The 24,547-nt window shown below is 67.5% G+C and carries 22 protein-coding genes; 10 read left to right on the plus strand and 12 right to left on the minus strand.

The features are described 5' to 3' along the window. Positions 1-18 precede the first annotated feature (18 nt). Together rnc and era are read left to right on the plus strand one after the other, a co-directional pair. Complete coding sequence (gene rnc, locus J2847_RS12635; protein WP_223677919.1) at positions 19-723, plus strand: ribonuclease III; 705 nt, start codon at positions 19-21, stop codon at positions 721-723. A 157-nt stretch (positions 724-880) separates the two neighbouring features. After that, a complete protein-coding gene (gene era, locus J2847_RS12640; protein WP_209779427.1) occupies positions 881-1,786 on the plus strand; it encodes a GTPase Era in 906 nt (301 codons plus the stop codon). Positions 1,787-1,946: 160 nt separating this feature from the next. On the opposite strand, the gene J2847_RS12645 is transcribed toward era, so the two are convergent. Continuing rightward, positions 1,947-2,330 (minus strand): hypothetical protein, encoded by a 384-nt coding sequence (locus J2847_RS12645; protein ID WP_209779308.1) that lies wholly within the window; start codon positions 2,328-2,330, stop codon positions 1,947-1,949. 31 nt (positions 2,331-2,361) lie between these two features. Continuing rightward, entirely contained in the window at positions 2,362-4,860 is a 2,499-nt protein-coding gene (locus J2847_RS12650; protein WP_209779309.1) for a sensor domain-containing protein, read from the minus strand. Positions 4,861-5,054: 194 nt separating this feature from the next. Here J2847_RS12650 and recO point away from each other — a divergent pair, with 194 nt between their 5' ends. From recO to J2847_RS12665, 3 genes are all read left to right on the plus strand, one after another. Then, the gene (recO, locus tag J2847_RS12655; RefSeq protein ID WP_209779310.1) at positions 5,055-5,777 is read left to right on the plus strand and encodes a DNA repair protein RecO; all 723 of its coding nucleotides are present in this window, start codon (positions 5,055-5,057) and stop codon (positions 5,775-5,777) included. Positions 5,778-5,795: 18 nt separating this feature from the next. Then, positions 5,796-8,021: a DNA topoisomerase IV subunit A gene (parC, locus tag J2847_RS12660; protein ID WP_209779311.1), complete on the plus strand. Its 2,226-nt coding sequence runs from the start codon at positions 5,796-5,798 to the stop codon at positions 8,019-8,021. A 285-nt stretch (positions 8,022-8,306) separates the two neighbouring features. Then, a complete protein-coding gene (locus tag J2847_RS12665; RefSeq protein WP_085557377.1) occupies positions 8,307-9,404 on the plus strand; it encodes a TRAP transporter substrate-binding protein in 1,098 nt (365 codons plus the stop codon). Between the two features lie 252 nt (positions 9,405-9,656). Here J2847_RS12665 and J2847_RS12670 read toward each other — a convergent pair whose 3' ends face one another. Next, the gene (locus J2847_RS12670) at positions 9,657-11,156 is read right to left on the minus strand and encodes a TRAP transporter large permease (protein ID WP_209779312.1); all 1,500 of its coding nucleotides are present in this window, start codon (positions 11,154-11,156) and stop codon (positions 9,657-9,659) included. 19 nt (positions 11,157-11,175) lie between these two features. After that, positions 11,176-11,715 (minus strand): TRAP transporter small permease subunit, encoded by a 540-nt coding sequence (locus tag J2847_RS12675; RefSeq protein ID WP_209779313.1) that lies wholly within the window; start codon positions 11,713-11,715, stop codon positions 11,176-11,178. Positions 11,716-12,196: 481 nt separating this feature from the next. On the opposite strand from J2847_RS12675, the gene J2847_RS12680 reads away from it, so the two are divergent. Continuing rightward, positions 12,197-13,888, plus strand: a complete 1,692-nt coding sequence (locus J2847_RS12680) for a HAMP domain-containing methyl-accepting chemotaxis protein (protein ID WP_209779314.1) — start codon at positions 12,197-12,199, stop codon at positions 13,886-13,888. 116 nt (positions 13,889-14,004) lie between these two features. On the opposite strand, the gene J2847_RS12685 is transcribed toward J2847_RS12680, so the two are convergent. The 4 genes from J2847_RS12685 to J2847_RS12700 all read right to left on the minus strand — a co-directional run bounded on the left by J2847_RS12685 (position 14,005) and on the right by J2847_RS12700 (position 18,645). Beyond that, positions 14,005-14,751, minus strand: a complete 747-nt coding sequence (locus J2847_RS12685) for an arginyltransferase (protein ID WP_209779315.1) — start codon at positions 14,749-14,751, stop codon at positions 14,005-14,007. A gap of 85 nt (positions 14,752-14,836) precedes the next feature. Further along, positions 14,837-15,814, minus strand: coding sequence for an alpha-E domain-containing protein (locus J2847_RS12690; RefSeq protein WP_209779316.1), 978 nt, complete (start codon positions 15,812-15,814; stop codon positions 14,837-14,839). After that, positions 15,811-17,196 carry a circularly permuted type 2 ATP-grasp protein gene (locus J2847_RS12695; protein ID WP_233474484.1) on the minus strand — a complete coding sequence of 462 codons (1,386 nt, stop codon included), beginning with the start codon at positions 17,194-17,196 and terminating at the stop codon, positions 15,811-15,813. Before J2847_RS12695 ends, J2847_RS12690 begins: the two co-directional genes overlap by 4 nt. 258 nt (positions 17,197-17,454) lie before the next feature. Beyond that, complete coding sequence (locus tag J2847_RS12700) at positions 17,455-18,645, minus strand: flagellar motor protein MotB (RefSeq protein ID WP_209779318.1); 1,191 nt, start codon at positions 18,643-18,645, stop codon at positions 17,455-17,457. Between the two features lie 211 nt (positions 18,646-18,856). On the opposite strand from J2847_RS12700, the gene J2847_RS12705 reads away from it, so the two are divergent. Next, complete coding sequence (locus tag J2847_RS12705; RefSeq protein WP_209779319.1) at positions 18,857-19,363, plus strand: flavin reductase family protein; 507 nt, start codon at positions 18,857-18,859, stop codon at positions 19,361-19,363. Between the two features lie 63 nt (positions 19,364-19,426). On the opposite strand, the gene J2847_RS12710 is transcribed toward J2847_RS12705, so the two are convergent. The 4 genes from J2847_RS12710 to J2847_RS12725 all read right to left on the minus strand — a co-directional run bounded on the left by J2847_RS12710 (position 19,427) and on the right by J2847_RS12725 (position 21,484). Further along, a complete protein-coding gene (locus tag J2847_RS12710) occupies positions 19,427-19,984 on the minus strand; it encodes a hypothetical protein (protein ID WP_209779320.1) in 558 nt (185 codons plus the stop codon). 178 nt (positions 19,985-20,162) lie between these two features. After that, positions 20,163-20,447: a DUF1488 family protein gene (locus tag J2847_RS12715; RefSeq protein WP_209779321.1), complete on the minus strand. Its 285-nt coding sequence runs from the start codon at positions 20,445-20,447 to the stop codon at positions 20,163-20,165. Between the two features lie 17 nt (positions 20,448-20,464). After that, positions 20,465-21,118 carry a DUF6134 family protein gene (locus J2847_RS12720; protein ID WP_209779322.1) on the minus strand — a complete coding sequence of 218 codons (654 nt, stop codon included), beginning with the start codon at positions 21,116-21,118 and terminating at the stop codon, positions 20,465-20,467. Between the two features lie 63 nt (positions 21,119-21,181). Further along, the gene (locus J2847_RS12725) at positions 21,182-21,484 is read right to left on the minus strand and encodes an SCP2 sterol-binding domain-containing protein (protein ID WP_209779323.1); all 303 of its coding nucleotides are present in this window, start codon (positions 21,482-21,484) and stop codon (positions 21,182-21,184) included. Between the two features lie 157 nt (positions 21,485-21,641). On the opposite strand from J2847_RS12725, the gene J2847_RS12730 reads away from it, so the two are divergent. The 3 genes from J2847_RS12730 to J2847_RS12740 all read left to right on the plus strand — a co-directional run bounded on the left by J2847_RS12730 (position 21,642) and on the right by J2847_RS12740 (position 24,542). Beyond that, positions 21,642-23,375, plus strand: a complete 1,734-nt coding sequence (locus tag J2847_RS12730) for a long-chain-fatty-acid--CoA ligase (protein WP_209779324.1) — start codon at positions 21,642-21,644, stop codon at positions 23,373-23,375. A gap of 155 nt (positions 23,376-23,530) precedes the next feature. Next, positions 23,531-23,920 (plus strand): MerR family transcriptional regulator, encoded by a 390-nt coding sequence (locus J2847_RS12735; RefSeq protein ID WP_209779325.1) that lies wholly within the window; start codon positions 23,531-23,533, stop codon positions 23,918-23,920. A 91-nt stretch (positions 23,921-24,011) separates the two neighbouring features. Further along, positions 24,012-24,542 (plus strand): thioesterase family protein, encoded by a 531-nt coding sequence (locus J2847_RS12740; protein WP_085556998.1) that lies wholly within the window; start codon positions 24,012-24,014, stop codon positions 24,540-24,542. Positions 24,543-24,547: the final 5 nt, after the last annotated feature.

The raw sequence follows: 24,547 nt of genomic DNA on the forward strand, positions 1-24,547 counted from the left end.
ACGGAGGAATCGGCGGACGTGGCGTTGCTCGCCCGGTCGCTCGGCCACGAATTCGCCAATCTGGGGCTGTTGCAGGATGCGGTGACCCACCCCAGCCTGATGGGGCTGGAGCGCAACGGCCGCAAGTCGCACAACGGCCCCGGCATCGCCTACGAGCGGCTGGAGTTCCTGGGCGACCGCGTGGTCGGGCTCGTCGTCGCGGAATGGCTGCTGGAGCATTACCCGCAGGACCGCGAGGGGGCGCTGGCCAAGCGTCACGCCGCGCTGGTGCGCCGCGAGTCGCTGGGCCGGGTCGCCGACGCCATCGGGCTCGGCGCCTATCTGCGCCTGTCGCCAGCCGAGGCGCAGAGCGGCGGGCGCGCCAACCGCACCATCCTGGGCGACGCTTGCGAGGCCGTGCTCGGCGCGCTCTATCTCGACGGCGGGCTGGAGGCGGTGACCCGCTTCGTCCGGGGCGCGCTGGCGGATCACATCGAGAAGGCGGCCCCGCCGCCGCTCGATTCGAAGACGACCTTGCAGGAATGGGCGCAGGGGCGCGGCAAGCCGCTGCCCAGCTACGAGCTGGTCGAACGCAGCGGCCCGGCGCACGAGCCGGTGTTCGTGGTTGCGGTGCGCGTCGCGGGGATGGAGCCGGTCACCGGCACCGGCCCCTCGAAGCGCGTCGCGGAGAAGAAGGCGGCCAACGCGTTGTTGCGCCAGGTGGGAGTGCAGGTCGATGACTGACGGTCGCGACGACATCGACGATTCGTTCGAGGATGAGGATTTCGAGGACGCCGCAGAGGAAGCCGCAGAGGGCTCCGAGGACGGCGCTGAAGACGAGGACGGCGAGGAGGACGGGACGGTGCAGGGCGCCGGCATCGAACTGCCGCCGCTCGTCTCCATGCCGGAGCACCCGCGCTGCGGCTTCGTGGCGCTGGTCGGCGCCCCCAACGCCGGCAAATCGACGCTGCTGAACGCGATGATCGGCAGCAAGGTGTCGATCGTCAGCCCCAAGGTGCAGACGACGCGCACCCGCGTGCTCGGCATCACCATCGAGGGCGACAGCCAGCTGATCTTCGTCGACACGCCCGGCATCTTCAAGCCCAAGCGCCGGCTCGACCGCGCCATGGTCGCGGCGGCGTGGCAGGGGGCCGACGACGCCGATGTCATCGGCGTGCTCTACGACGTGTCGCGCCGCGGCATCGACGACGACACCCGCAGCATCGTCGCCCGGTTGAAGGAGCAGGGCCGGCAGGCCATCCTGATCCTCAACAAGATCGATCTGGTGAAGCGCGACGTGCTGCTCGGCATCGCCGACGAGTTCCAGCAGAGCGGCGTGTTCACCGACATCTTCATGGTGTCGGCCTCGACCGAGGACGGCGTCGCCCATCTGAGGAAGTTCCTGGCCGAACGGCTGCCCGAGGGTCCCTGGCATTTCCCGGAGGACCAGATCTCCGACATGCCGATGCGCCTGCTGGCGGCGGAGATCACGCGCGAAAAGCTGTTCCTGCAACTGCACCAGGAACTTCCCTATTCGGCGACGGTCGAGACCGAGACCTGGGAGGAGTTCGACGACGGGTCGGTGAAGATCTCGCAGGTCATCTTCGTCCAGCGCGAAAGCCAGAAGGCCATCGTGCTCGGCAAGGGCGGCCAGCGCATCAAGTCGCTGGGCCAGTCGGCGCGCGGCGAGTTGCAGAAGATGCTGGAGCGCCGCGTCCACCTGATCCTGTTCGTCAAGGTGCGCGAGGGCTGGGTCGACGATCCCGAGCGCTATTCGGCCTGGGGGCTGGATTTCGGGGCGTCGTGAGGCTGGTTCAGGGGATGGGGTGACTTGACCCCACCCCGGCCCTCCCCCGCTGGGCGGGGGAGGGGGACTGTGCGGAAGCTTCGTCGGAGTGCGGCGGAGTTCCCTCCCCTGCGAAGCGGGGGAGGGTTAGGGTGGGGGCACGTGGTGCCGCACCCCACCATCACCGCTGCAACATCGCGCTTTCCTTGCCGCACAGGAAGAACACCTTCTCATAGACCTTCAGCAGCGCGTCGGTCAGGGCCCGCACCTCGCGGCTGCCCATGGCGCGCGGCTTGGCCGGGTCGACGTGGAGCACGCAGCTGTTCTTAACGTCGTTGAAGGCGGCCAGCGCGTGGATGCGGTCGGGTCGGAACTCGTCCGGGAAATTCTCGTCCATCAGCCAGAAGCACTGGAAGTTCCGGCAGGACTGCGGGCGTTCCTCGTAGATCGAGCAGCCCTTGCCCTGGTCGCAGGAGGCGCACCATTTGGCGGAGGGCTTCTTCAGCTCCGGCACCCCCATCAGCTTGCAGCACAGGGTGCATTCGCCGCAACTGCGGTCGGACATGCGGGGGTTCTCCTTGGGTAAAGCGGGTTGCCTAGGAGGCCAGCGCGCGTTCGGTCTCGGCCACCAGCAGACGCTCGGCGGCGGCGGCCGGGGTGGGGCGGGCGAAGTGGTAGCCCTGCGCGTACTGGCACATGATGTCGCGCAGATACTCCGCCTCGCTCTCGGATTCAACCCCTTCGGCGACCACGTCCATGTTGAGGATGGTCGCCAGGGTGGCGATGACCTGCACGATGGCGGCGTTGCCCTCGCCCGACGACAGCGCCTTGACGAAGGTGCGGTCGATCTTGAGCGTGTCGACCGGGAAGCTGTGCAGGTAGGCCAGAGAGGAATAGCCGGTCCCGAAATCGTCGATCGACAGCCGCACGTCCATGGCGCGGATCCGCCGCATCACCTCGCGGCACTTGTCCGGATCCTGCATCAGCAGGCTTTCGGTCAGCTCCAGCTTCAGGCTCGACGGCGGGATGGCGGTCCGTTCCAGCAGATCCTCCACCACCCCGGCGAGGTCGTCGTCGCGGAACTGGCGTGGGGAGACGTTGACGCTCATGAACAGCGGGGTCGGGCGCGGGAACTGCCGCTGCCACGCCACGAGCTGACGGGTCGCCTCCTCCAGCGCCCAGCGGCCCATCGGCAGGATCAGCCCGGACTCCTCGGCCAGCGGGATGAACTCCATCGGCGGAACGAGCCCGCGATCCGGGTGGTTCCAGCGCATCAGCGCCTCGAAGCCGGCGATGACCCCCGTCTTCAGCGACACGATGGGCTGGTAGTGCAGGCAGAGCTGGTCCTGCTCCAGCGCGGTGCGCAGGTCGGCCTCGGTCCGCATCACCGCCATCGCCTGCCGGCGCAGGTTGCCGTCGAACACGTCGATGCGCGCGCGCCCGCCCGACTTGGCGCGGTACATGGCGAGGCTGGCGTCGCGCAGCATGTCCTCCGGCTTCTCGTAGCCGGTGGCGCTCAGCGCGATGCCGATCGAGGCGGTCAGCACGATGTCGTGGCCGTCCAGGTTCACCGGGCGGGAGATCGCCTGCGCCATGCGCTCCGCCGCGCCCAGCGCGTCGCCGGCGTCGTCGATGTCGTCGAGCAGGATGGCGAACTCGTCGGCCGACAGCCGGGCCAGCGTGTCGCCGATGCGGCGGCTGTTGTCGAGCCGCTTGGCGATGATCCGCAGCAGCCGGTCGCCGGTGGTGGTGCCGAGCGCGTCGTTGATCGACTTGAAGCGGTCGAGGTCGATCAGGATGGTGGCGAACTGCCGCGCGCCGGTCCGCTTGTTGCGGTCCAGCGCCTGCCCGATGCGGTCGAGCATCAGGGTGCGGTTGGGCAGGCCGGTCATCGGGTCGTGGAAGGCGTCGAACAGCAACTGCTGCTCCGCCTTCTTGCGGGCGGTGATGTCGGTCATCGAGCCGGCGATGCGGACGGCCGACCCCTGCTCGTTGCGCACCGCCAGCCCGCGCACCAGCATCCAGGCCTCGTCGCCGTCGGCGCGGCGGATGCGGAACTCGTGCTGGAGATGGTTGCGCTCGCCGGTCAGATGCAGGTTGATGGCGCTGCGCAGCCCGTCGAGGTCGCTGGGCGTCACCCGGTCGAACCACTCGGCGATGGTGCCGGAAATCTCGGCCTCGCCGTAGCCGAGCATCGCCTTCCAGCGCGGCGAGTAATAGATCTCCCCGCTGTCGACCTGCCAGTCCCACAGCCCGTCGGCGGCCCCGGCGGCGGCGAGCGCGTAGCGCTCCTCGCTCTGGCGCAGGCGCTGCTCGGCGGTCTTGCGGTCGGTGACGTCGGCCTGGCTGCCGACCAGCCGGATCGGCGTGCCGGCGGGGTCGAGCACGGCGATGCCGCGGCAGGCCATCCAGCGGGTGGCGCCGTCGGCGGTGCGCATGCGGTACTCGACCTGGAAGGCGGCGTCGCCGGGCCTTCCCAGCGCCTCCAGCGCGTCGAGCATGACGCTGCGGTCGGCCGGGTGGATGCGGCCCAGCCATTCCTGCGGGCTGTCGCTCAGCTCACCGGCGGCGAAGCCGAGCAGCGACGCCCAGCGCGGCGAGTAATAGACCCGGTCGGTGACGAGATCCCAGTCGTAGAGCCCGTCGTTGCTGGCGGCGGCGGCGAGCGCGTAGCGCTCCTCGCTGCGGCGCAGCTCCTGCTCGGCGGTCTTGCGGTCGGTGATGTCGGAGACCGAACCGACCAGCCGGACCGGCTCGCCGGAATCGTCCATCACCGCCATGCCGCGGCAGACCAGCCAGCGCCAGCGCGCCTCGCCCGCCTTGGCGGAATCGGCGCGGCGCACCCGGTGCTCGATCTGGAACGGCACCGACAGCCCGACCATCTGGGCCTCGAAGGAGGCGTGCAGCCAATCGACATCCTCGGCGTGCACCAGCGACAGCCAGTCGTTGGGCCGGTTCAGGTCGCCGGACGGCAGGCCGAGGAACTCCTTGAAGCGGGGGGAGAGGTACAGCGTGTCGCTGCGCAGGTCCCAATCCCACACGCCTTCGGAGCCGGCCTTTTCCGCCAGGAGATATCGATCGATGTTGCTGCCCAAAACCCCCTCGTCGAACCTCTCGGCGTGTGGCGGGGAGGCCCACCGTTGCTCAAGGATGATGCCATCCTAGGGACGGCTTGGTGAAGGAACAATGAAGAGGGCTTGGCGTATACGTCGATGGTTGCGCAAGTCAAGCCTCGCCCCTGCAAAAGCCGGGGTGGCGACAAATCGCCCCGCCTGATAGAGCTGTGTTCATGGAATGGTCCGATCAGGGCATCCTTCTGTCGTCCCGCCCGCAGGGCGAGGGATCGGCCGTCGCGACGTTGCTGACCCGCGAGCACGGGCGGCACGCCGGGCTGGTCATGGGCGGACGCTCTCCCCGCCTGCGGGGCGCGCTGGAACCCGGAACGCTGGTCGCCGCGCGTTGGCGGGGCCGGCTGGCCGAGCATCTCGGCCACTTCACGCTGGAGCCGGTCCGGGGCTACGCCGCCGCCTTCTTCGACGACCCGGCGGCGCTGGCGGCGCTGGCCAGCGCCTGCGCCCTGGTGGAAGCGGCCGCCCCCGAGCATGACCCCCACCCGGCGCTGTTCGACGGGCTTCTGGCGCTGTTCGGACTGCTCGACGCGCCGGCCTGGGCCGAAGCCTATGTGCGGTGGGAGATCGGGCTGCTGGCCGAGCTTGGCTTCGGGCTGGATCTCGACCGTTGCGCGGTGTCGGGTGCCAACGACTACCTTGCCTATGTCAGCCCGCGCACCGGCCGCGCCGTCACCGCCTCGGTCGGCGAACCCTACCGCGACCGGCTGCTGCCGCTGCCCGATTTCCTGGCCGGGCGGGGCGGGGGAGGGCCCGCCGAGGTCGAGCATGGCCTGCGTCTGACCGGGCATTTCCTGGAGCGCCATCTGCTGAACGGACCGCTGCCGCCCGCCCGCGAGCGATTAAGAGAACGTTACGCGAACGCGGTAGCGCGCCCGCGCTAGAACTGGTAGACAGGCGGCATGAAGCCGCAAGATCCCGCCCTCGACATCCTGGAGAAGCCGCTTGCCGACGCGCTCGGCGAGCGCTATCTCAGCTACGCGCTGTCGACCATCATGTCCCGCTCGCTGCCCGACGTGCGCGACGGGCTGAAGCCGGTGCACCGCCGCCTGCTGTTCGCCATGAGCCAGCTCCGGCTGGAACCGACGACGCCGCCCAAGAAGTCGGCCCGCGTCGTCGGCGACGTCATCGGCAAGTTCCACCCGCACGGCGACACGTCGGTCTACGACGCGCTGGTGCGTCTGGCGCAGAGCTTCGCCGTGCGCTACCCGCTGATCGACGGGCAGGGCAATTTCGGCAACATCGACGGCGACAGCGCCGCGGCCATGCGCTACACCGAGGCGCGGCTGACCGAGGTCGCCAAGGCCCTGCTGGACGGCATCGACGAGGACGCCGTCGACCTGCGCCCGACCTACGACGGCGACGGCGACGAGCCGGCGGTCCTGCCGGCCAACTTCCCCAACCTGCTGGCCAACGGGTCGAGCGGCATCGCCGTCGGCATGGCGACCAACATCCCGCCGCACAATGTCGGCGAGATCTGCGACGCGCTGCGCCATCTGATCAAGCACCGCGACGCCTCCATCGAGACGCTGGTCGGCTTCATGCCCGGTCCCGATTTCCCGACCGGCGGCCTGCTGGTCGAATCGCGGGCCAGCATCGTCGAATCCTACCGCACCGGGCGCGGCGCCTTCCGCCTGCGCGCCCGCTGGACGGTGGAGCGGATGGGGCAGGGGACCTGGCAGATCGTCGTCACCGAGATCCCCTACCAGGTGCAGAAGGCCCGGCTGATCGAGAAGATTGCCGAGCTGCTGGCCAACAAGAAGCTGGTCCTGCTGGAGGATGTCCGCGACGAATCGGCCGAGGACATCCGCCTGGTGCTGGTGCCGAAGAACCGGAACGTCGATCCCGAGGTCCTGATGGCCTCGCTGTTCCAGGCGACGGATCTGGAGATCCGCTTCGCGCTGAACATGAACGTTCTGGGCGCCGACCATGTGCCGCGCGTGATGAACCTGCGCGAGGTGCTCCAGGCCTTCCTCGACCACCGGCACGAGGTGCTGGTCCGCCGCTCGAACCATCGGCTGCGCCAGATCGACCACCGGCTGGAGATTCTCGGCGGCTATCTGGTCGCCTACCTGAATCTCGATGAGGTCATCCGCATCATCCGCGAGGAGGACGAGCCCAAGCAGGAGCTGATCCGCGCCTTCTCGCTGACCGACGTGCAGGCCGACGCCATCCTCAACATGCGGCTGCGCAACCTGCGCAAGCTGGAGGAGATGGAGATCCGGCGCGAGCACGACGCGCTGACCGCCGAGAAGAACGGCCTGCTCGAGCTGCTGGGCGACGAGTCCTTGCGCTGGAAGCGCATCGCCGAGGGCATCGCCGAGATCAAGAAGAAGTTCGGCAATGGTCCGCTCGGCAAGCGGCGTACCGACGTCGCCGACGCTCCGGCGCTCATCGAGGTGCCGCTGGAGGCGACGGTGGAGCGCGAGCCGGTGACGGTGATCTGCTCCGCGAAGGGCTGGATCCGCGCGGTGCGCGGCCATCTGACCGACGCCGACGCCGAGGACGTGAAGTACAAGGACGGCGATTCCAAGGGCTTCGTCATTCCCTGCGAGACGACCGACAAGCTGCTGGTCTTCGCCAGCAACGGCAAGTTCTTCACGGTGGGGGTCGACAAGCTGCCGCGCGGCCGCGGCTTCGGCGAGCCGGTGCGGCTGATGATCGAGCTCGGCAACGACGCCGAGATCGTCGACCTGTTCCGCCACCAGCCCGGCCGCACGCTGCTGGTCGCCTCCGACGACGGGCGCGGCTTCCAGGTCGAGGAGACCGAGGTGCTGGCCCAGACCCGCAGCGGCAAGCAGGTGCTGAACCTGGAGGACGGCCGCAGCGCGCGCATCTGCCACCCGGTCAATGGCGACCATCTGGCGGTGATCGGCAACAACCGCAAGCTTCTGGTCTTCCCGCTGGTCCAGGTGCCGGTGATGACCCGCGGCAAGGGTGTGCAGCTCCAAAAGTACAAGGACGCCAGCATTGCCGATGTGAAGACCTTCGCTTTCGCCGACGGTCTGACCTGGAAGCAGGGCGAGCGGGTCTTCCGCGTCACCGACCTGACCGCCTGGCTCGACAACCGTGCCGGCGTGGGCAAGATGCCGCCCAACGGTTTCCCCAAGCAGAACCGTTTCACCTGAGCGGCGTCCCCATCGGCGCGGGGCCGTCCCGCGCCGGTAACCCCCTGACGAAATACACGCATTTTTCGTTGGGCCTTGATCGGGACCATCCGGTTCCTGCATAATCCGATCAGCGAAAGAAAGCTGGGGTGGAGCGGCCGCACCGTCCGGAACGATCAGCCACGCACCCCGATTTTCCCGCTTTCCTTGCCCGTTCCTTCGGGCCGCTCCGGAACCGGGCGGCACGATGGGGTGCGGACACGCTGAAAAAACTCAAAACAGAAAATGAACAAGGGAGTCTTCTCCATGAAACGTCGGGCTTTTCTGACCTCCGCCGGTGTGGGCGTCGCCGCCAGCACGCTGGCCGCGCCGGCCATCGCGCAAAGCAACCCCGAGATCAAGTGGCGCTGCGCCTCCAGCTTTCCCAAGAGCCTGGACACCATCTACGGCGGTGCCGAGTTCGTCGCCAAGCGGGTCGCCGAAATCACCGAGGGCAAGTTCCAGATCCGCGTCTTCGCCGGCGGCGAGATCGTTCCGGCGCTCCAGGTGCTGGACGCGGTGAAGGACAACACCATCGAGTGCGGCCACACCGTCTCCTATTACTATGTCGGCAAGGATCCGACCTTCTGCTTCGACGCGGCGATGCCCTTCGGCCTGAACGCCCGCCAGCAGAACGCCTGGATGACCCATGGCGGCGGCAAGGAGCTGATGCGCGAGTTCTTCGCCGGCCACAACATCGTCCAGTTCTGCGCCGGCAACACCGGCACCCAGATGGGCGGCTGGTTCCGCAAGGAGATCAAGACCGTCGAGGATCTGAAGGGCCTGAAGTTCCGCATCGGCGGCTACGCCGGCACGATCATGGCCAAGCTGGGCGTCGTCCCGCAGCAGATCGGCGGCGGCGACATCTACCCGGCGCTGGAGAAGGGCACCATCGACAGCGCCGAGTTCGTCGGTCCCTACGACGATGAGAAGCTCGGCTTCCAGAAGGTCGCCAAGTACTACTACTATCCGGGCTGGTGGGAAGGCGGCCCGCAGGTGTCGATGATGGTCAACCAGGCGCAGTACGATGCGCTGCCGAAGCATTACAAGGCGGCGCTGGAGGCGGCCTGCTCCGACGCGACGCTCGATATGCTGGGCAAGTACGATGTCCAGAACATGCTGGCGCTGAAGCGTCTGGTCGCCGCCGGGACGCAGCTCCGCCCCTTCCCGAACGAGGTCATGCAGGCCTGCTACCAGGCCGCCATCGAGACCTACGAGGAAGAGGCGGCCAAGAACGAGAAGTTCCGCAAGATCTACGAGCAGTGGCGCAAATTCCGCGAGGAGGAGTATCTGTGGTTCCGCGTCGCGGAATACAGCTTCGACCGCTTCGTCTACGCCGCTGGCCCGCTGGCTTCGAAGAAATAGGCGGTGCTTTTTCCGTATCGATCGTCATGACCGGGCTCTGCCCGGTCATCCACGCGGAAACTTGAAGCTTGCCCATGGATGCCTGTGCCGAGCACGGGCGTGCCGCCGTTGGAAGGTCCGTGGTGCAAGGAGATCGGAAAAAGGCCCCGCGCGCGCGGGGCCTTTTTTCGTGGCCGCCCTTCAAGAGCTTCCTGCCAAAGAAGAAGGGGCCGGAAAACTCCGGCCCCTCCTTCGCATCATCTCCGTGACGCGTCACTTCTGTTGAAACTGCTTCATGATGTCGTTGTTCGGGTCGTCCTCCTGCCCGGGGAAGGGCGGGGGGGCGTTGTCCTCGAAGGACGGGATCTCGATCTTCACCTTGTCGAGATCGATGGCCGGTCCGCGATCCAGGCCGGCGTCGACCAGGCTGGGGAAGGCGATGACCAGCGCCACCATGATCAGCTGGATGATGACGAAGGGAACCGCGCCCCAGTAGATCTGGCCGGTGGTGACCTTTGCGGTCAGCTTGCCGGTGATCTTGTCGATGTAGTCGGTCTTCGGCGCCACGCTGCGCAGGAAGAACAGCGCGAAGCCGAAGGGCGGGTGCATGAAGCTGGTCTGCATGTTGACGCCGAGCAGGACGCCGAACCAGATCAGGTCGATGCCCAGCTTGTCCGCCACCGGCCCCAGCAGCGGCACGATGATGAAGGCCAGCTCGAAGAAGTCCAGGAAGAAGGCGAGGATGAAGACCAGGACGTTGCAGACGATCAGGAAGCCGAGCTGGCCGCCGGGCAGGCCGGTCAGCAGATGCTCGACCCACAGGTCGCCGTTGACCGCGCGGAAGACGAGGCCGAACACGGTCGAGCCGATCAGGATGAACAGCACGAAGGAGGACAGCTTCGCCGTCGAATCCATCGCCTGGCGCAGCAGCGCCCAGCCGAGCTTCCTCTTGGCGAGCGCCAGCAGGATGGCGCCGGAGGCACCCATGGCGCCGCCCTCGGTCGGGGTGGCGATGCCGAGGAAGATGGTGCCGAGCACCAGGAAGATCAGCACCAGCGGCGGCACCAGCGTGGTGATGACGCGCAGGAACAGCTTGGCGCCTTGCAGCGTCCGCGCCTCCATCGGCAGGGCTGGGACGGCTTCCGGACGGATGATGGCGGTGAGGATGATGTAACCGGCGTAGAGGCCGGTCAGCACGAGGCCGGGGATCAGCGCGCCGGCGTACATGTCGCCGACCGAGCGGCCGAGCTGGTCGGCCAGCACGATCAGCACCAGCGAGGGCGGGATGATCTGCGCCAGCGTGCCCGACGCGGCGATGACGCCGCTGGCGATCCGCCGGTCGTAGCCGTAGCGCAGCATGATCGGCAGCGAGATCAGGCCCATCGAGATGACGGAGGCCGCCACCACGCCGGTGGTCGCCGCCAGCAGCGCGCCGACGAAGATGACCGCGAAGGCGAGGCCGCCGCGGATCGGGCCGAAGAGCTGGCCGATGGTGTCGAGCAGATCCTCGGCCATGCCCGACCGTTCAAGGATCAGGCCCATGAAGGTGAAGAAGGGAATCGCCAGCAGCGTGTCGTTGCGCATGATGCCGAACACGCGTTCCGGCAGCGCCTGCATCAGCGCCGGGGTCAGCAGCCCCAGCTCGATGCCGATCAGGCCGAAGACCAGGCCGTTGGCCGCCAGCGCGAAGGCGACCGGAAACCCCATCAGAAGAAACAGAACCAGGGCGCCGAACATCACCGGCGCCAAATTCTCGGCTATGAAAGCGAGCATCCTGTGTGGCTCCCGGTGCTTAAGAGTGGCCGTGCATCTTCTCGCCCGGCTCGTCGATGACGCCGGCGAGGAAGGCGATGCGCTTGATCAGTTCGGACACCCCTTGCGCGGTCAGCAGGAAGAAACCGACCGGAACCAGGAGCTTGGCGGGCCAGCGGATCAGCCCGCCGGCGTCGCTCGACATCTCGTTGGTGAGGAAGCTGTCCTTGAACATCGGCCAGGACAGGACCATGATCAGGACCGCCATCGGGAGCATGAAGAACAGGATCCCGAAGACGTCGACCGCCGCCTGCACCCGCTTGGAAAAGCGGCCGAGCACGACGTCGATGCGGATGTGCTCGTTGCGCAGGAACGTGTAGCCCGCGCACAGCAGAAACACCGCCGAGAACAGATACCATTGCAGCTCCAGCCAGGCGTTGGAGCTTGTGTTGAACGTGTATCGGATCACCGCGTTGCCGGAACTGACGATCACGGCGACGAGCACCAGCCAATAGACGAGTTTGCCGATGCCGTCATTCACGGCATCGATCAGCCCGCTGATTTTGAGCAGGACTCCCAACGGAGAAGCCTCCCTGTTGCAGGGGCGCGGTCGAGCCGGCCCGTTTCCTTTTGTTGCTGCCGCGTGTCCGCGCCGCGAAGCGACGTCCCGCGGAAAGAGGGTACACCAAAAGATCAGTTTGGGCAGGAATATCCATTTCCGGTCAGATGCTTGCAAGGGATACGAAGGAGCTACGTGGAATCACCTAGATGTGAGCTGGCGGGTTCGTTTTTGCATTTCGCGAGGCAGATTCCGAAAGGATCCCATTTGTCCAGGCGTGAAGCAGCGGGCTTGATTGCCCAACCTGGCGAGTGGTGCCTCCAAGGTATTGTTGAACATGCCAAAATTGTTGCGACTGAACCATCGCTGGACTGCGGCACAGCCCTTGCTTTCCACGCCCTCATGAGCGGATCGGACGCTCTTTTCCCGCCGTCGGATCGCGGTTTCCGCATCGAGAGCCGGCCGCCGACGGGACCGGGCAAGAATAAGGGAGTGGCGGAAGATGTCCTGGTTGTCGAACGCATCGGTGAAACAGAAGGCGATCGGGGCCTTCTCGGTCGTGCTGCTGTGCGCCGTCGCTCTTGGCGGCTTCGCCGTCAACCGCCTGTCGGTGGTCAACGACGAGGCTGCGGCCATCCGCGACAATTGGCTGCCCTCGGCGACGGCGATCGCCGGCCTCAACATCGCCTTCGACTTCTACCGGGTGGTCGAGGGCGCCCATGTGATGGCGACGACGCCCGAGGAGATCGCGACCGAGGACCGCACGCTGGAAGAGACCGCCCGCTCCATCGCCGAGAAGATCAAGGCTTACGAGAGGCTGCTGACTCCCGGCTGGGAAACGGAAACCTTCCGCAAGTTCAACGCCTCGTGGAACCATTACCTTGCGATCAGCACGCAGCAGCTCCTGCCGCTGTCCCGCAAGAACGACAACGAGAAGGCCGGGGTAATCTTTCGCGGGGCGTCGCGCGACGAGCACCGCAAGTCGAAGGCGATCCTCGAGGAACTGATCAGCTACAACCAGCGGGAGGCCATCCGGGCGGCCAACGCCGGCGAGGCGATCTACCTCTCCAGCCGCCTGTGGATCATCGGTGCGTTGGTGGCGGTTGTCGCCGGCTGCATCGCGGCGGGCTGGATGATCGTCGTCACCGTGGCCCGTCCGGTGCAGACGATGACCGGGGTGATGGGGCGGCTGGCGGACCATGACATGGGCGTGGCGATCGACGGCACCGAGCGGAAGGATGAGATCGGTGCCATGGCGCGCGCCGTCCAGGTCTTCAAGGACGGCCTGATCGAGGCCGACCGCCTCGCCGCCATCCAGGTTGCCGAGCAGCAGGCCAAGCAGCGCCGTGCCGAGGCCATCGACCGCATGGTCGTCGAGTTCGACGCGTCGGCCTCCACGGCGCTCCGCACCGTCGCCGCCGCCGCGTCGGAACTGGACGCCACCGCCCACAGCATGTCGGCGATGGCCGAGCAGACCAACGCCCAGGCCAACGTCGTGGCATCGGCCGCCGAACAGACCAGCGCCAACGTGCAGACGGTCGCCACCGCGACCGAGGAGATGGCCAGTTCGATCCGCGAGATCGGCGGCCAGGTGATCCGTTCGGCCGACATCGCCGGCAAGGCGGTGGGCGAGGCGGCGCGGACCAGCGAGACGGTGCGCAGCCTGTCGGAAGCCGCGCAGAAGATCGGCGAGGTCGTCGGGCTGATCACCGACATCGCCAGCCAGACCAACCTGCTGGCGCTGAACGCGACCATCGAGGCCGCCCGCGCCGGCGAGGCCGGCAAGGGTTTTGCCGTCGTCGCGTCGGAGGTCAAGAGCCTCGCCGGTCAGACGGCGAAGGCCACCGAGGAGATCGCGTCGCAGATCAGCGCCATCCAGCAGACGACCCAGGGCGTGGTGCAGGCGATCGCCGGCATCGGCGAGACCATCGGCAGCATCAACGACATCACCACCGGAATCGCCGCCGCCATCGAGGAGCAGTCGGCGGCGACCAACGAAATCTCCCGCAGCGTCCAGCAGGCCGCCTGCGGCACGCAGGAGGTGACCGGCAGCATCATCCAGGTCACCCAGGCGGCGGGCGAGGCGGGGAGCGCCGCCGGTCAGGTTCTGGGTGCCGCCGGCGAGTTGTCGCGGCAGGCCGAAACCCTGCGCCACGACGTCGAGAACTTCATCGTCCGCATCAAGGCGGCATGAGCGGCAGGTTTTGAAGAACGGGGAGGAAGCCGGTGGCGACGCCGGCGCCTTTCCGTTTCGTCATGCCCGGACTTGATCCGGGACACGTCCGCAGGGACGGGCGATCCTGCCTGTCCTCAGCCCTCGTCGTCGTCGATGCGGGGGCGGCGGTGCCAGCCTTCGGGACCCAGCGCCTCCAGCGGGTGGAAGCGCGCCTTGTAGGCCATCTTGCGGCTGTCGGCGATCCAGTAGCCGAGATAGACATAGGGCATGCCCGCCATCCGCGCCCGCTCGATCAGGCCGAGGATCATGTGGGTGCCCAGGCTGCGGCGGTCCTGCGTCGCGTCGTAGAAGCTGTAGACGGCGGAGAAGCCGTCGGCCAGCCGGTCGGTCAGCATGCAGCCGATCAGCCGGTTCTCGGCGTCGCGCGCCTCCAGCAGGCTGGTGTCGGCGCGGCCCTCGTCGACCATCGCGGCGAAGTCGCCCATCGCCATCCGCGCCATGTCGGATTCGCCGTGGCGGGAGTTCTGGTACTGGGCGAACAGCCGGTACTGCTCCGAGGTCGCGTAGGCCGGGCGCTCGATCAGCCGGACATCCTGGTTCAGCTTGATCACCCGCCGCTGCGAGCGTGTCGGGGCGAACTCGGCGACCGGCACCCGCACCGGCACGCAGGCCTGGCAGTTCGGGCAGACCGGGCGGTAGACGATGTCGTGGCTGCGGCGGAAGCCGGCGCGCGACAGGGTGGAGTTCACCTCGGTCGCGTAGGGGCCGACCAGGCGGGTGAACAGCTTGCGCTCGACACGGCCCGGCAGGTAGGGGCAGGGCATCGGCCCCGACCGGAAGAATTGCTGCAAGGGGCGTTGCGGCGGCTGGATGACCGACATGCTGACAGGTGTTGCCTCGACGGGCGCCCCAACGGGTGGGAAGGGGCGGGAAGGGTGCGGGGGCTCGGGGCCCCCGCCGGTCAGCTTACTGCGACTGGCTCTGAACAGCCAGAGGCGCGTCCATACCAAAAAAGGCCTGGGCGATCTCGGTGGTGACGACGTTGAGCTGCAACTGGATCCAGTCGAGATACTCGTGCAGCCCGTCACGCAGCACCGATTCGATCGGCCGCGACAGCAGGGCCGCCAGCAGCTCGTCCACCCGCTCCATGGCGTTCGAGCCGCCGCGCAGGTCGTAGCGCGAGCGCATCCGGGTCAGCAGCCCGTCGATCTGGCGGACGCACATGACGACCGAGCGCGGGAAGCCCTCGTTGAACAGCATGAAGCCGGCGACCGTCGTCGGCGACATGCCGCGCGGGTAGACCCGCCGGAAGGCGTGGTAGCCGGCGGTCGAGCGCAGCACCGTGGTCCATTGGCTGACGTCCAGCGTCGATCCGACCTCCACCGGCGAGGGCAGCAGGGTGTGGTACTTGATGTCGAGCAGGCGCGTCGTCTGGTCGGCCCGCTCGATGTATTTGCCCATCTGGTAGAAGTACCAGCCCTGGTCGCGGTAGAAGGTGCCCTCGGTGATGCCGGCGTGGGTCTGGCACTCCTCCTTGATCCAGGTGCAGACCTTGGACAGGTTCTGGGTGGCGATGCCCTTGGCCGACATCTCCAGCAGCTTGTTGTGGAACACGTTGATCTGCGTCCACATCTCGGTCGAGATCCAGGGGCGCAGGGTCCGCGCGTTCTCCCGCGCCATCCGCAGCATCGACAGCAGCGAATTCTGGTTCTGCGTGTCGAACATGTAGTAATGGATGACCGCGGTGGCCGTCGGGCGGTCGTGGCGGCTGAAGAAGTCCTTCTCGTCCGCGTTCAGCTGGACGATCGAGAACCAGTTGGTCGCCCCGCGCGTGTCGCGTGCGAAGCTCTCGTGCACATCCAGGATGCGGGCGAGATTCTCGGCCCGCTCCATGTAGCGGGCCATCCAGAAGATGTTTTCGGCGTAGCGGGCGAGCAGGTTCATGCCGCACCTTCCAAGACCCAGGTGTCCTTCGAGCCGCCGCCCTGGGACGAATTGACGATCAGCGTGCCCTTCTTCAGCGCGACGCGCGACAGGCCGCCGGGCAGAACCCAGGTGTTCCTCGCGGTGATGGCGAAGGGGCGCAGGTCGACGTGGCGCGGCTCGATGCCGTCCTCGGTGACGGTCGGGCAGACCGACAGATCGACCACCGGCTGGCTGATGTAGTTGGACGGGTCGGCCAGCAGCTTGGCGCGGCAATCCTCCAGCTCGGCCTTGCTGGCGCGCGGACCGATGGTGATGCCGTAGCCGCCGGCCTCGCCGACCGGCTTGACCACCAGCTCGGCCAGATGGTCGAGCGTGTATTGCAGGGCGTCGGGCTCGCGGCAGATGCGGGTGTCGACGTTGGGGATGATCGGGTCCTGGTCCAGGTAGTATTTGATCATCCGCGGCACGTAGCAGTAGACCGCCTTGTCGTCGGCCACCCCGGTGCCGATGGCGTTGGCGAGCGCCACGTTGCCCTTGCGGTAGGCCTCCAGGATGCCGGGCACGCCGAGCAGGCTGTCCGGGTTGAAGGCGCGCGGGTCGAGGAAGGCGTCGTCGAGCCGCCGGTAGATCGAGTGCAACGGCGCCAGGCCGTTGGTCGTCTTCATGTAGACGCGGTCGTTCTCGACCACCAGATCGCGGCCCTCGACCAGCGGCACGCCCATCTCGCGGGCGAGGAATATGTGCTCGAAATAGGCCGAGTTGTAGGTGCCCGGCGACAGCAGCGCCACCTGCGGATCGCTCACCCCCTGCGGCGCGATCTCCATCATCGCGTCCAGCAGCTTGTGGCCGTAATTGTCGACCGGGCGGATGCCGATGTCCTGCATCAGGTCGGGGAAGACCCGCTGCATCATGTGGCGGTTCTCGACCACGTAGGACACGCCGGACGGGACCCGGCCGTTGTCCTCCAGCACCCGGAAGGTGCCCTGGCGGTCGCGCACCAGATCGGTGCCCATGATGTGGATGTAGGTGTTGAACGGAACGTCCAGCCCGATCATCTGCGGGCGGAAATTGTGGTTTCCCTCGACCAGGTCGCGCGGGATCACGCCGTCCTTGAGGATCTTCTGGTCGTGGTAGATGTCGTGGAGGAACAGGTTGAGCGCGGTGACGCGCTGGGTGACCCCGGCTTCCAGATGCGCCCATTCCTTGGCCGAGATGACGCGGGGAATGGTGTCGAAGGGGAGGATGCGGTCGACCGCGTCCTTGTCGGAGTAGACGATGAAGGTGATGCCGAGATTGTAGAGTTCCCGCTCCACATCCTGCGCCCGGCGGCGCAATTCATCGAAATCCAGTCCCGACAGTCGTTGCCGTATCAGCGCCGTGTGTTCGGCCGGCAAATCCATGCTTCCGAACAGTTCGTCGAAATACAGGCCGGGATCATAGGATGACAAAAGGTCTGACGGTTTGCCCTCGGGTACGCTCACAGACTCCCCCGCGCTTGGTATCGGACCATTCATCGGCCGCCGGGCGGCATCGTCCCCGCGGCATCGGATTGTGCAGCAAGTATGACGCATCGCCGCGCGCTTTGAACAGGGGCAAACACGCGTTTCCTTGCTCGGCCTACGGGCAAAGCAAGAATTCGGCTGGTACTGCGAAAGAATTTAGCGCCTAGGTGCCGGTGTCGGTGAGGCTTTGGTCGCGGCGGGCGCAGCGGACGCGGCCGAGGCACCGCCGGCGGCCGGGACCGCCTGGGATTCGCGCAGCAGCACCATGCTGATGCGGCGGTTGCGCGGGCTGCCCGGCTGGTCGGGTGCCAGCGGGTCGCGGTCGGCCTTGCCGACGACGTCCTGGATTCGCGCCTCGTCGATCCCGCCGGCGATCAGCGCGCGGCGGGTGGCGTTGGCGCGTTCGCTCGACAGATCCCAGTTGTCGCGGCCCGATCCGGCGGGGAAGGGGGTGCCGTCGGTGTGGCCGCTGATCGACAGCTTGTTCGGCAGCTTGACCAGCGCCTTGGCGACCTGCTGCACGAGCTGGCGGGTCTGCGGGTACATCTGGCCGGAGCCGCCGGGGAACATCGACACGCGGTCCTGGTCGACGATCTGGATGCGCAGGCCCTCCGGCGTCTGGTCGATCATCAGGTTCTGGGCCAGCGGCTCCAGCTCCGGCACCGACTGGATGGCCTGGCGGATCTCGCTGGCGGCCTGCTGGAACTGCTTGGCCTCCTGCTGGGCGTCCTGGAGATGCTCGCTCGCCTCCTTCACCCGCTCGCCGAAGTCGGAGAGCTTTTCGCCGGGCTTCTGGCCGGGGATGCCGAGCTGCTTGGCCATCTCCTCCATGCGGCGCTGGTAGTCGGCGCGGGATTCGCTGCCCTTCTGCTCTGTGGCGCTCGGGGAGGCGCTGGCAGCGGCGCTCATCGAGGCGTTGGCGCCGGTCTGGCCCTCGCGGCCGGGGCCGGTGCCCTCGCCGGGGCCGACGGCGGCCTCGGTCGGGTCGTCGGAATCCTCCGTCTCCTGCGAGGAGTAGCCGGGCGGGCCGGAGACCGGCACGTCGGCCGACATCGGCGAGGAGGGGGAAATCTGCGCGCCCGGCACGGTGATGGTCTTGCCGCCCAGCATGCCGCCCGAGCCCGACTGCTCGCGGCTGACCGAGACGGGGGAGAAATAGTCGGCGATGCCCTTGCGCTGGTCCGAGGTGGTGACGTTCAGCAGCCACAGCAGCAGGAAGAAGGCCATCATCGCGGTCACGAAGTCGGCGTAGGCCACCTTCCACGCGCCGCCATGATGGCCGCCGTGCCCGCCCTTCTTCTTCTTGATGATGATCGGGCGTTCGCCGCCGCCGGGGGTCGCGCTCATGCTGTCCGTCGAAGATGGAGCGATGGGCCGGGTTATCTGCCGGGCGCGGCACCGCCTCGCGCATGGCCACTTGCCGCCGCAGAAGGTTGCCTCACCTTCCTTAAAATCGTCTTAAAGCCTTTCTCCGGCATGGGGAAGCGCTTGCGCCCACCGTTCCGCTGGGTTACTCCCCAGGGCTCACCACACCGTCGAGCCCCAAAAAAAGGCCGCCATGACCACCGACCGACCGATCGCCGACCAACCGATCGATTCCCGTGCGTTCCGCAGCGCGCTGGGCTGCTTCGCCACTGGCATCGCCGTCATCACCGCGCTCGAACCCGATGGCCAGCCGGTCGGCGTGACGGTGAACTCCTTCTCGTCGGTGTCGCTCGACCCGCCGCTGGTGCAGTTCTGCCTGGGGCGCGCCTCGGCGTCCTTCGCCGCCTTCACCACGGCGCCGTCCTTCGCGGTCAACATCCTGGCGGACCATCAGGAGGCCCTGTCGGCGCGCTTCTCCCGCCGGGATCTCCAGGAGCGCTGGAGCGAGGTGGCGGTCGAGACCTGGGACACCGGCGTGCCGATCCTGTCGGACTGCCTCGCGACGCTGGAATGCGACCGCGCCCATCTGTTCGACGGCGGCGACCATGTGATCATCGTGGGGCGCGTGCGCCGGCTGCGGTCGCGCGAGGACGGCAACCCGCTGCTGTATTTCCGCGGGCGCTACGCGGGGGTCGCGTAAGGGGCCTCGCCGCCCGGCGGCCTCGGGTGAGGTGCCGGGCCGATGGGGAGCCGGCGTCCGCGATCAGAGGGCGGACGCCATCCAGGCGGTGCTGGCCGGTTTCGTGGACGGTCCGCCGCCCATCGCCACCGCGCGGCTGACCACGCCGCCGTCGGGGCCGACGAAATATTTCGCGGTGCGCGCCAATTGCTCCGGTCCGACGCCGTTTGCGTCCAGCTCCTCCCACATCTTTTCGAAATCCCGCTGCGGCCGCCCGATGTAGCTGTCCGTGATGCGGTCGAGCAGCGCCTGCTGGTCGGGGGTCACGAAGGGCGTGTAGCCCTCGGCGGTAGCGGGCAGGGCGATCTGGAACGCCGGCGGCACGCTGGTCCGGTTCCGGACGACCTCGTCGCGTTCCCGCTTGTAGGCGTCCAGCTCCTTCTGCATCCGCGCGATGGTTTCGGCGTCCTCCTGGGCGGCGTCCGTCTTGGTGGCCGGTTCCGGCGCGGCGGCGTTGCCCTGCGTGGCCGACAGCAGGTCCGAAAAGCGGTTGGCATCGGTTGGTAGGCCCGTGCCCGCCGTCTTGCTCCTATCCAGAAGGCCGGCCAGACCGGTGGACGGGCGTTGATCGAGAATCTGCATCTGGGTTCCCCTTGCGGTTCTGCGGCGTGCGCCATTGCCATCGACCGCAAGCAAGAAGCAAGCCACGCCTCCCTTTTTGGAAACCAGCCGTATCCTGCGGATCCCGCCACGCCGGGCGGCCGTCCGCCCCGGCGTGTTTTGCCCACGGGCAAGTTCAGCCGGGCCGAGCGGGAAAGCCTTACCGCGCCGCCCGCGCGATGTCCCGGCCGGTCAGGTGGACGTTGGCGTCGGGGTCGAGCTTGCGATCGGTGATGCGCTGCTCGACGGCTCGATCGAACAGCTGACGGTTCATGCAGACCTGCTGGACCGCCTCGTCCGGCTGCGGGCGGTGGCCGACGATGCCCTGGAGCACGCGGCGGGTCACGAGGACGCGGCCCTGGTATTCCCCGACCTCGACCGCGAATTCAACGGCGTCGGCCTCCTCGTTCCAGATCGGATCGTCGGGGAACACGAAGATGGGCATCACGTCCTCATGGGAAATCACTTCAGAACGTAGGTGATATCATAGCCGCTGCGTTTGAAGCGCGTCTTCAGCAGCGTCCCGTCGGCGGCGAACCACAGGTCGCGCTCGACGTCGCCTTCGATGCGGTGATGCTGGGCCTCGACCTTGCGGCCGCCGGCCTCGACGGTCTCGCTCCCGACCGCCCGCGTCCTCACGCCGTAGGGCGCCCCGTCGATGACGGAGATCAGTTGCGGGTGCTTCAACACCTCCGGGGTCCACAGGGTCAGGGGCAGGGCGCCGGCCGGAAGCTCCGATGTCTTGCCGTCGACGGTCAGGGCGAAGCCATTGCCCTTGCGGACCATCTCCAGGGAATGGGGCGTGCCGTCGTCGTCGGTGGTGGCGCGCATCGACTCCAGCGCGTTGCCCTTCCACAGTTCCTCCCGCTTGTGGTCGTAGCGGAAGTTGACGAACAGCACCTTCACCCGCGTGGTCGCGGTGACCGTCACCCTGGTGCGGTCGCCCTGCGGCTCCACCGTCACCTGTTCGGTGCCGATGGGGTCCTCGCCCATCAGGATCTGGTAGGTCTGGCTCCGGGCCGCCCCGGCGGCGCTGGCGCCGGCCAGGGGGGCGGCGGACAGCAGCGGCAGCAGCAGGGCGGCCGTCAGGGTGGCGCGGCGCGCGATCGTCGTCATGGTTTCCTCCCAATGTCTGGCCGGTGTCTGGAACGGGTGTCGAAAGCGGCTCTTGGCGGCCGCTTATTCGTCGAGGAGCTGGGCCAGCTTCATGGCGATGCCCATCGAGCCCTCGACCTTCAGCTTGCCCATGGTGAAGGCCAGCATCGGGTTCAGGCGGCCGTCGATCAGCTTGGCCAGATTCTCCGGCGAGATGCGGATGGTGCAGTCGGCCTCGGCGTCGTCCTGGGTGATGCTCACCGGGTTGGTGCGGGCGTCCACCCGGATCACCTGGCCGTCCTTGCCCAGCAGGAAGCGCACCGAGGCGTTCAGGCTGCGCAGCGTCGTGGCGCGGTTGCGCATCTCGTTCAGGATGTCGTCGACCATGAAAGCTTCCTTCCGAAATTGTCCGTGCGACTGCTCTTGACAGTAGGCAAAGTTTACGTATACGTCAATGTCATAACGAAAGCGTTCCAGGCGGCCGGCGGGACAACCGACGCGGCGACGATCCGGGAACCGTCCGTCGCCAAGGGGAGCGAAACCGATGCCCGAACCGCTTGCGCAATCCGTCCCATCCACCGACCTGTTTGCCTCCGGAGCCACGGTGAACCGCCCGTGGCTCGCCCATTATCCAGCCGACATCGCCTGGGACCAGAGCTTTGCGCCGACCCCGCTGCACCAGCTCTTCGAGGACGCCGCCAAGCGCTACGCCGACCGGCCCTGCCTGGATTTCCTCGGGCGGCGCTACAGCTACGCCGAGGTGCTGGAACTGGTGAACCGCGCCGCGCGCGGCTTCCAGGACATGGGCGTCGGCTCGGGCGTGCGGGTCGGGCTGTGCCTGCCGAACTCGCCGACCTACGTGATCGCCTATTACGGGGTGCTGAAGGCCGGCGGCACGGTGGTGAACTACAACCCGCTCTACGTCGAGCGCGAGCTGGAGCATCAGATCGAGGATTCGCAGACCGACATCATGGTCACGCTCGATCTGAAGCAGATCTACCCGCGCGTCGCCCTGATGCTGGAGCGCACCCGGCTGAAGACCGTCGTCGTCTGCCGCATGCCGACCATCCTGCCGACGGTCAAGGGCGTGCTGTTCCGCGTGCTGAAGCGCAGCGAGGTCGCTCCCATCGCCTGGGACCGGCGCCACGTCGATTTCGACGCGCTGCTCGCCAACGACGGCGCGGTGAGGCCGGTGCGCATCGACGCGCTGCGCGACGTCGCCGTGCTGCAATACACCGGCGGCACCACCGGCGTGCCCAAGGGCGCCATGCTGACCCATCACAATCTGCTGGCCAACGCCCGGCAGGTGGCGGCGTGGTTCCCCGGCATGGCGCTGGGGCAGGAGCGGATGCTGGCGGTGCTGCCCTTCTTCCACGTCTTCGCCATGACGGTGATCCTCAACATGGGGCTGGCGGCCGGGGCGGAGCTGGTCATGCTGCCGCGCTTCGAGACCGAGCAGGTGCTGAAGACCATCGCCAGGCGCAAGCCGACCCTCGTGCCCGGCGTGCCCACCATGTACAAGGCGCTGCTGAGCCACCCGCAGGTCGGGCGCTACGCACTGACCTCGATCCGCTACTGCATCTCCGGCGGGGCGCCGCTGCCGATGGAACTGAAGCGCCAGTTCGAGCAGGCGACCGGCTGCGTGCTGATCGAGGGCTACGGCCTGTCGGAGGCCTCGCCGGTCTGCGCCGCCAACCCGCTGACCGGCACCAACAAGGAGGGGTCCATCGGCCTGCCGCTGCCGGGCATCACCATCGAGATCCGCGGGCTGGAGGATCCCTCCCGGGTGCTCGGCGTTGGCGAGAAGGGGCAGGTCGCGATCTCCGGGCCGAACGTCATGGCCGGCTATTGGGGCCGCGCCGAGGAGACCGACCGAACCATCGTCGACGGCTTCCTGTTCACCGGCGACGTCGGGACGATGGACGGGGACGGTTACGTCTTTCTGCTCGACCGGTTGAAGGATCTCATCATTTGCAGCGGCTACAACGTGTATCCGCGCATGATCGAGGAGGCGATCTACCAGCACCCCGACGTGGTCGCCGTCTGCGTCATCGGCTTGGCCGACGAGTATCGCGGCCAGACGCCGAAGGCCTTCGTCCAGTTGAAGCCGGGGGCCGAACTGACGGCCGAGCAGCTCAAGGATTTCCTGCGCGACAAGATCTCGCGCATCGAGATGCCGACCGCCATCGAGTTCCGCGCCGAGTTGCCGAAGACCGCCGTCGGCAAGCTGTCGAAGAAGGAGCTTGTGGCCGAGGCGGCCGGTAAGACCGTAGGTTGACGCCAAGTCATCCTGTTGACGGAGACGTAAAGGGAAGCCTTATCACGCCGCGGCGCCTGTGTTACGAACGGCGGACCGGCCGGAAGCCGGTCCAAGCGTGGCGGCCCAGTGGCGGCCCAGGCATGGCGGGCGTGAACAAAAAGGTCATTCCAGGGATGGAACAGCTCTACACGGTCAACCAGCTTGCGGAAGAGCTGGGAATCACCCCGCGGGCTCTCCGCTTCTACGAGGTCAAGGGGTTGCTGGCGCCCAACCGTGTCGGCAACAACCGGGTCTACACCAAGCGCGACCGCGCCCGGCTGAAGCTGATCCTGCGCGGCAAGCGGCTTGGCTTCTCTCTGGCGGAAATCCGCGAATACCTCGACCTCTACAACGTCGACGGCGGCGTCGAGCAGCAGAAGACGCTGCTGAAGCGGGTGCAGAAGCGGTTGAAGGATCTGGCGCAGCAGCGCGAGGATCTGGAAACCACCGTCGCGGAGTTGAAGGAGATCGAGGACCAAGTCACCACCATCCTGGCGGAGCGCAAGGCCGCCAAGGACGCCTGAACCGGGACGGCGCCGCGCCGCCCGGTCGTCGGCCGACACCGGGGGAGGAACGGAGCATGATGAAACAACGGACGACGCGCGGAGGACGGGCATGAACCTGATCTTCCGCTTGGTCGCCGTGGTGGCGGGAGCGCTGGTCGCGGTCCTGCGTGGCCGCCGGACGGGGCTTCTGGACGAGGTGCCGCTGAGGTTCCGGGTCTGGCCGACCGACCTCGACCTCAACATGCACATGACCAACGCCCGCTATTTCAGCCTGATGGATCTCGGGCGGACGGATCTGGTCATCCGGGGCGGGCTGGGGCGCGCGGTCCTGCGCAACCGCTGGCAGCCGGTGGTCGGCGCCGCGAACGTCCGTTTCCGCCGGTCGCTGAAGCCGTTCCAGCGCTTCACCCTGCTCACCCGCGTCCTGTGCTGGGACGACAAGTACATCTTCATCGAGCATCGCATGGAGACCGCCTCCGGCACCGCCGCGCTGGCGGTGGTGCAGGGCGCCTTCCTGGCGCGTGGCCGCATCGTGCCGCCGGCCGAGGTGATGGCCGCCGTGGGCGAGACGGGCGAATCGCCGCCGATGCCCGAATCCGTCGCCGCGTGGCGCGGACAGCCGCTGTCCGCCGCCGCCTGACCAGT

Origin of the sequence: Azospirillum agricola (assembly GCF_017876095.1) — a bacterium.
GTDB lineage: Bacteria > Pseudomonadota > Alphaproteobacteria > Azospirillales > Azospirillaceae > Azospirillum > Azospirillum agricola.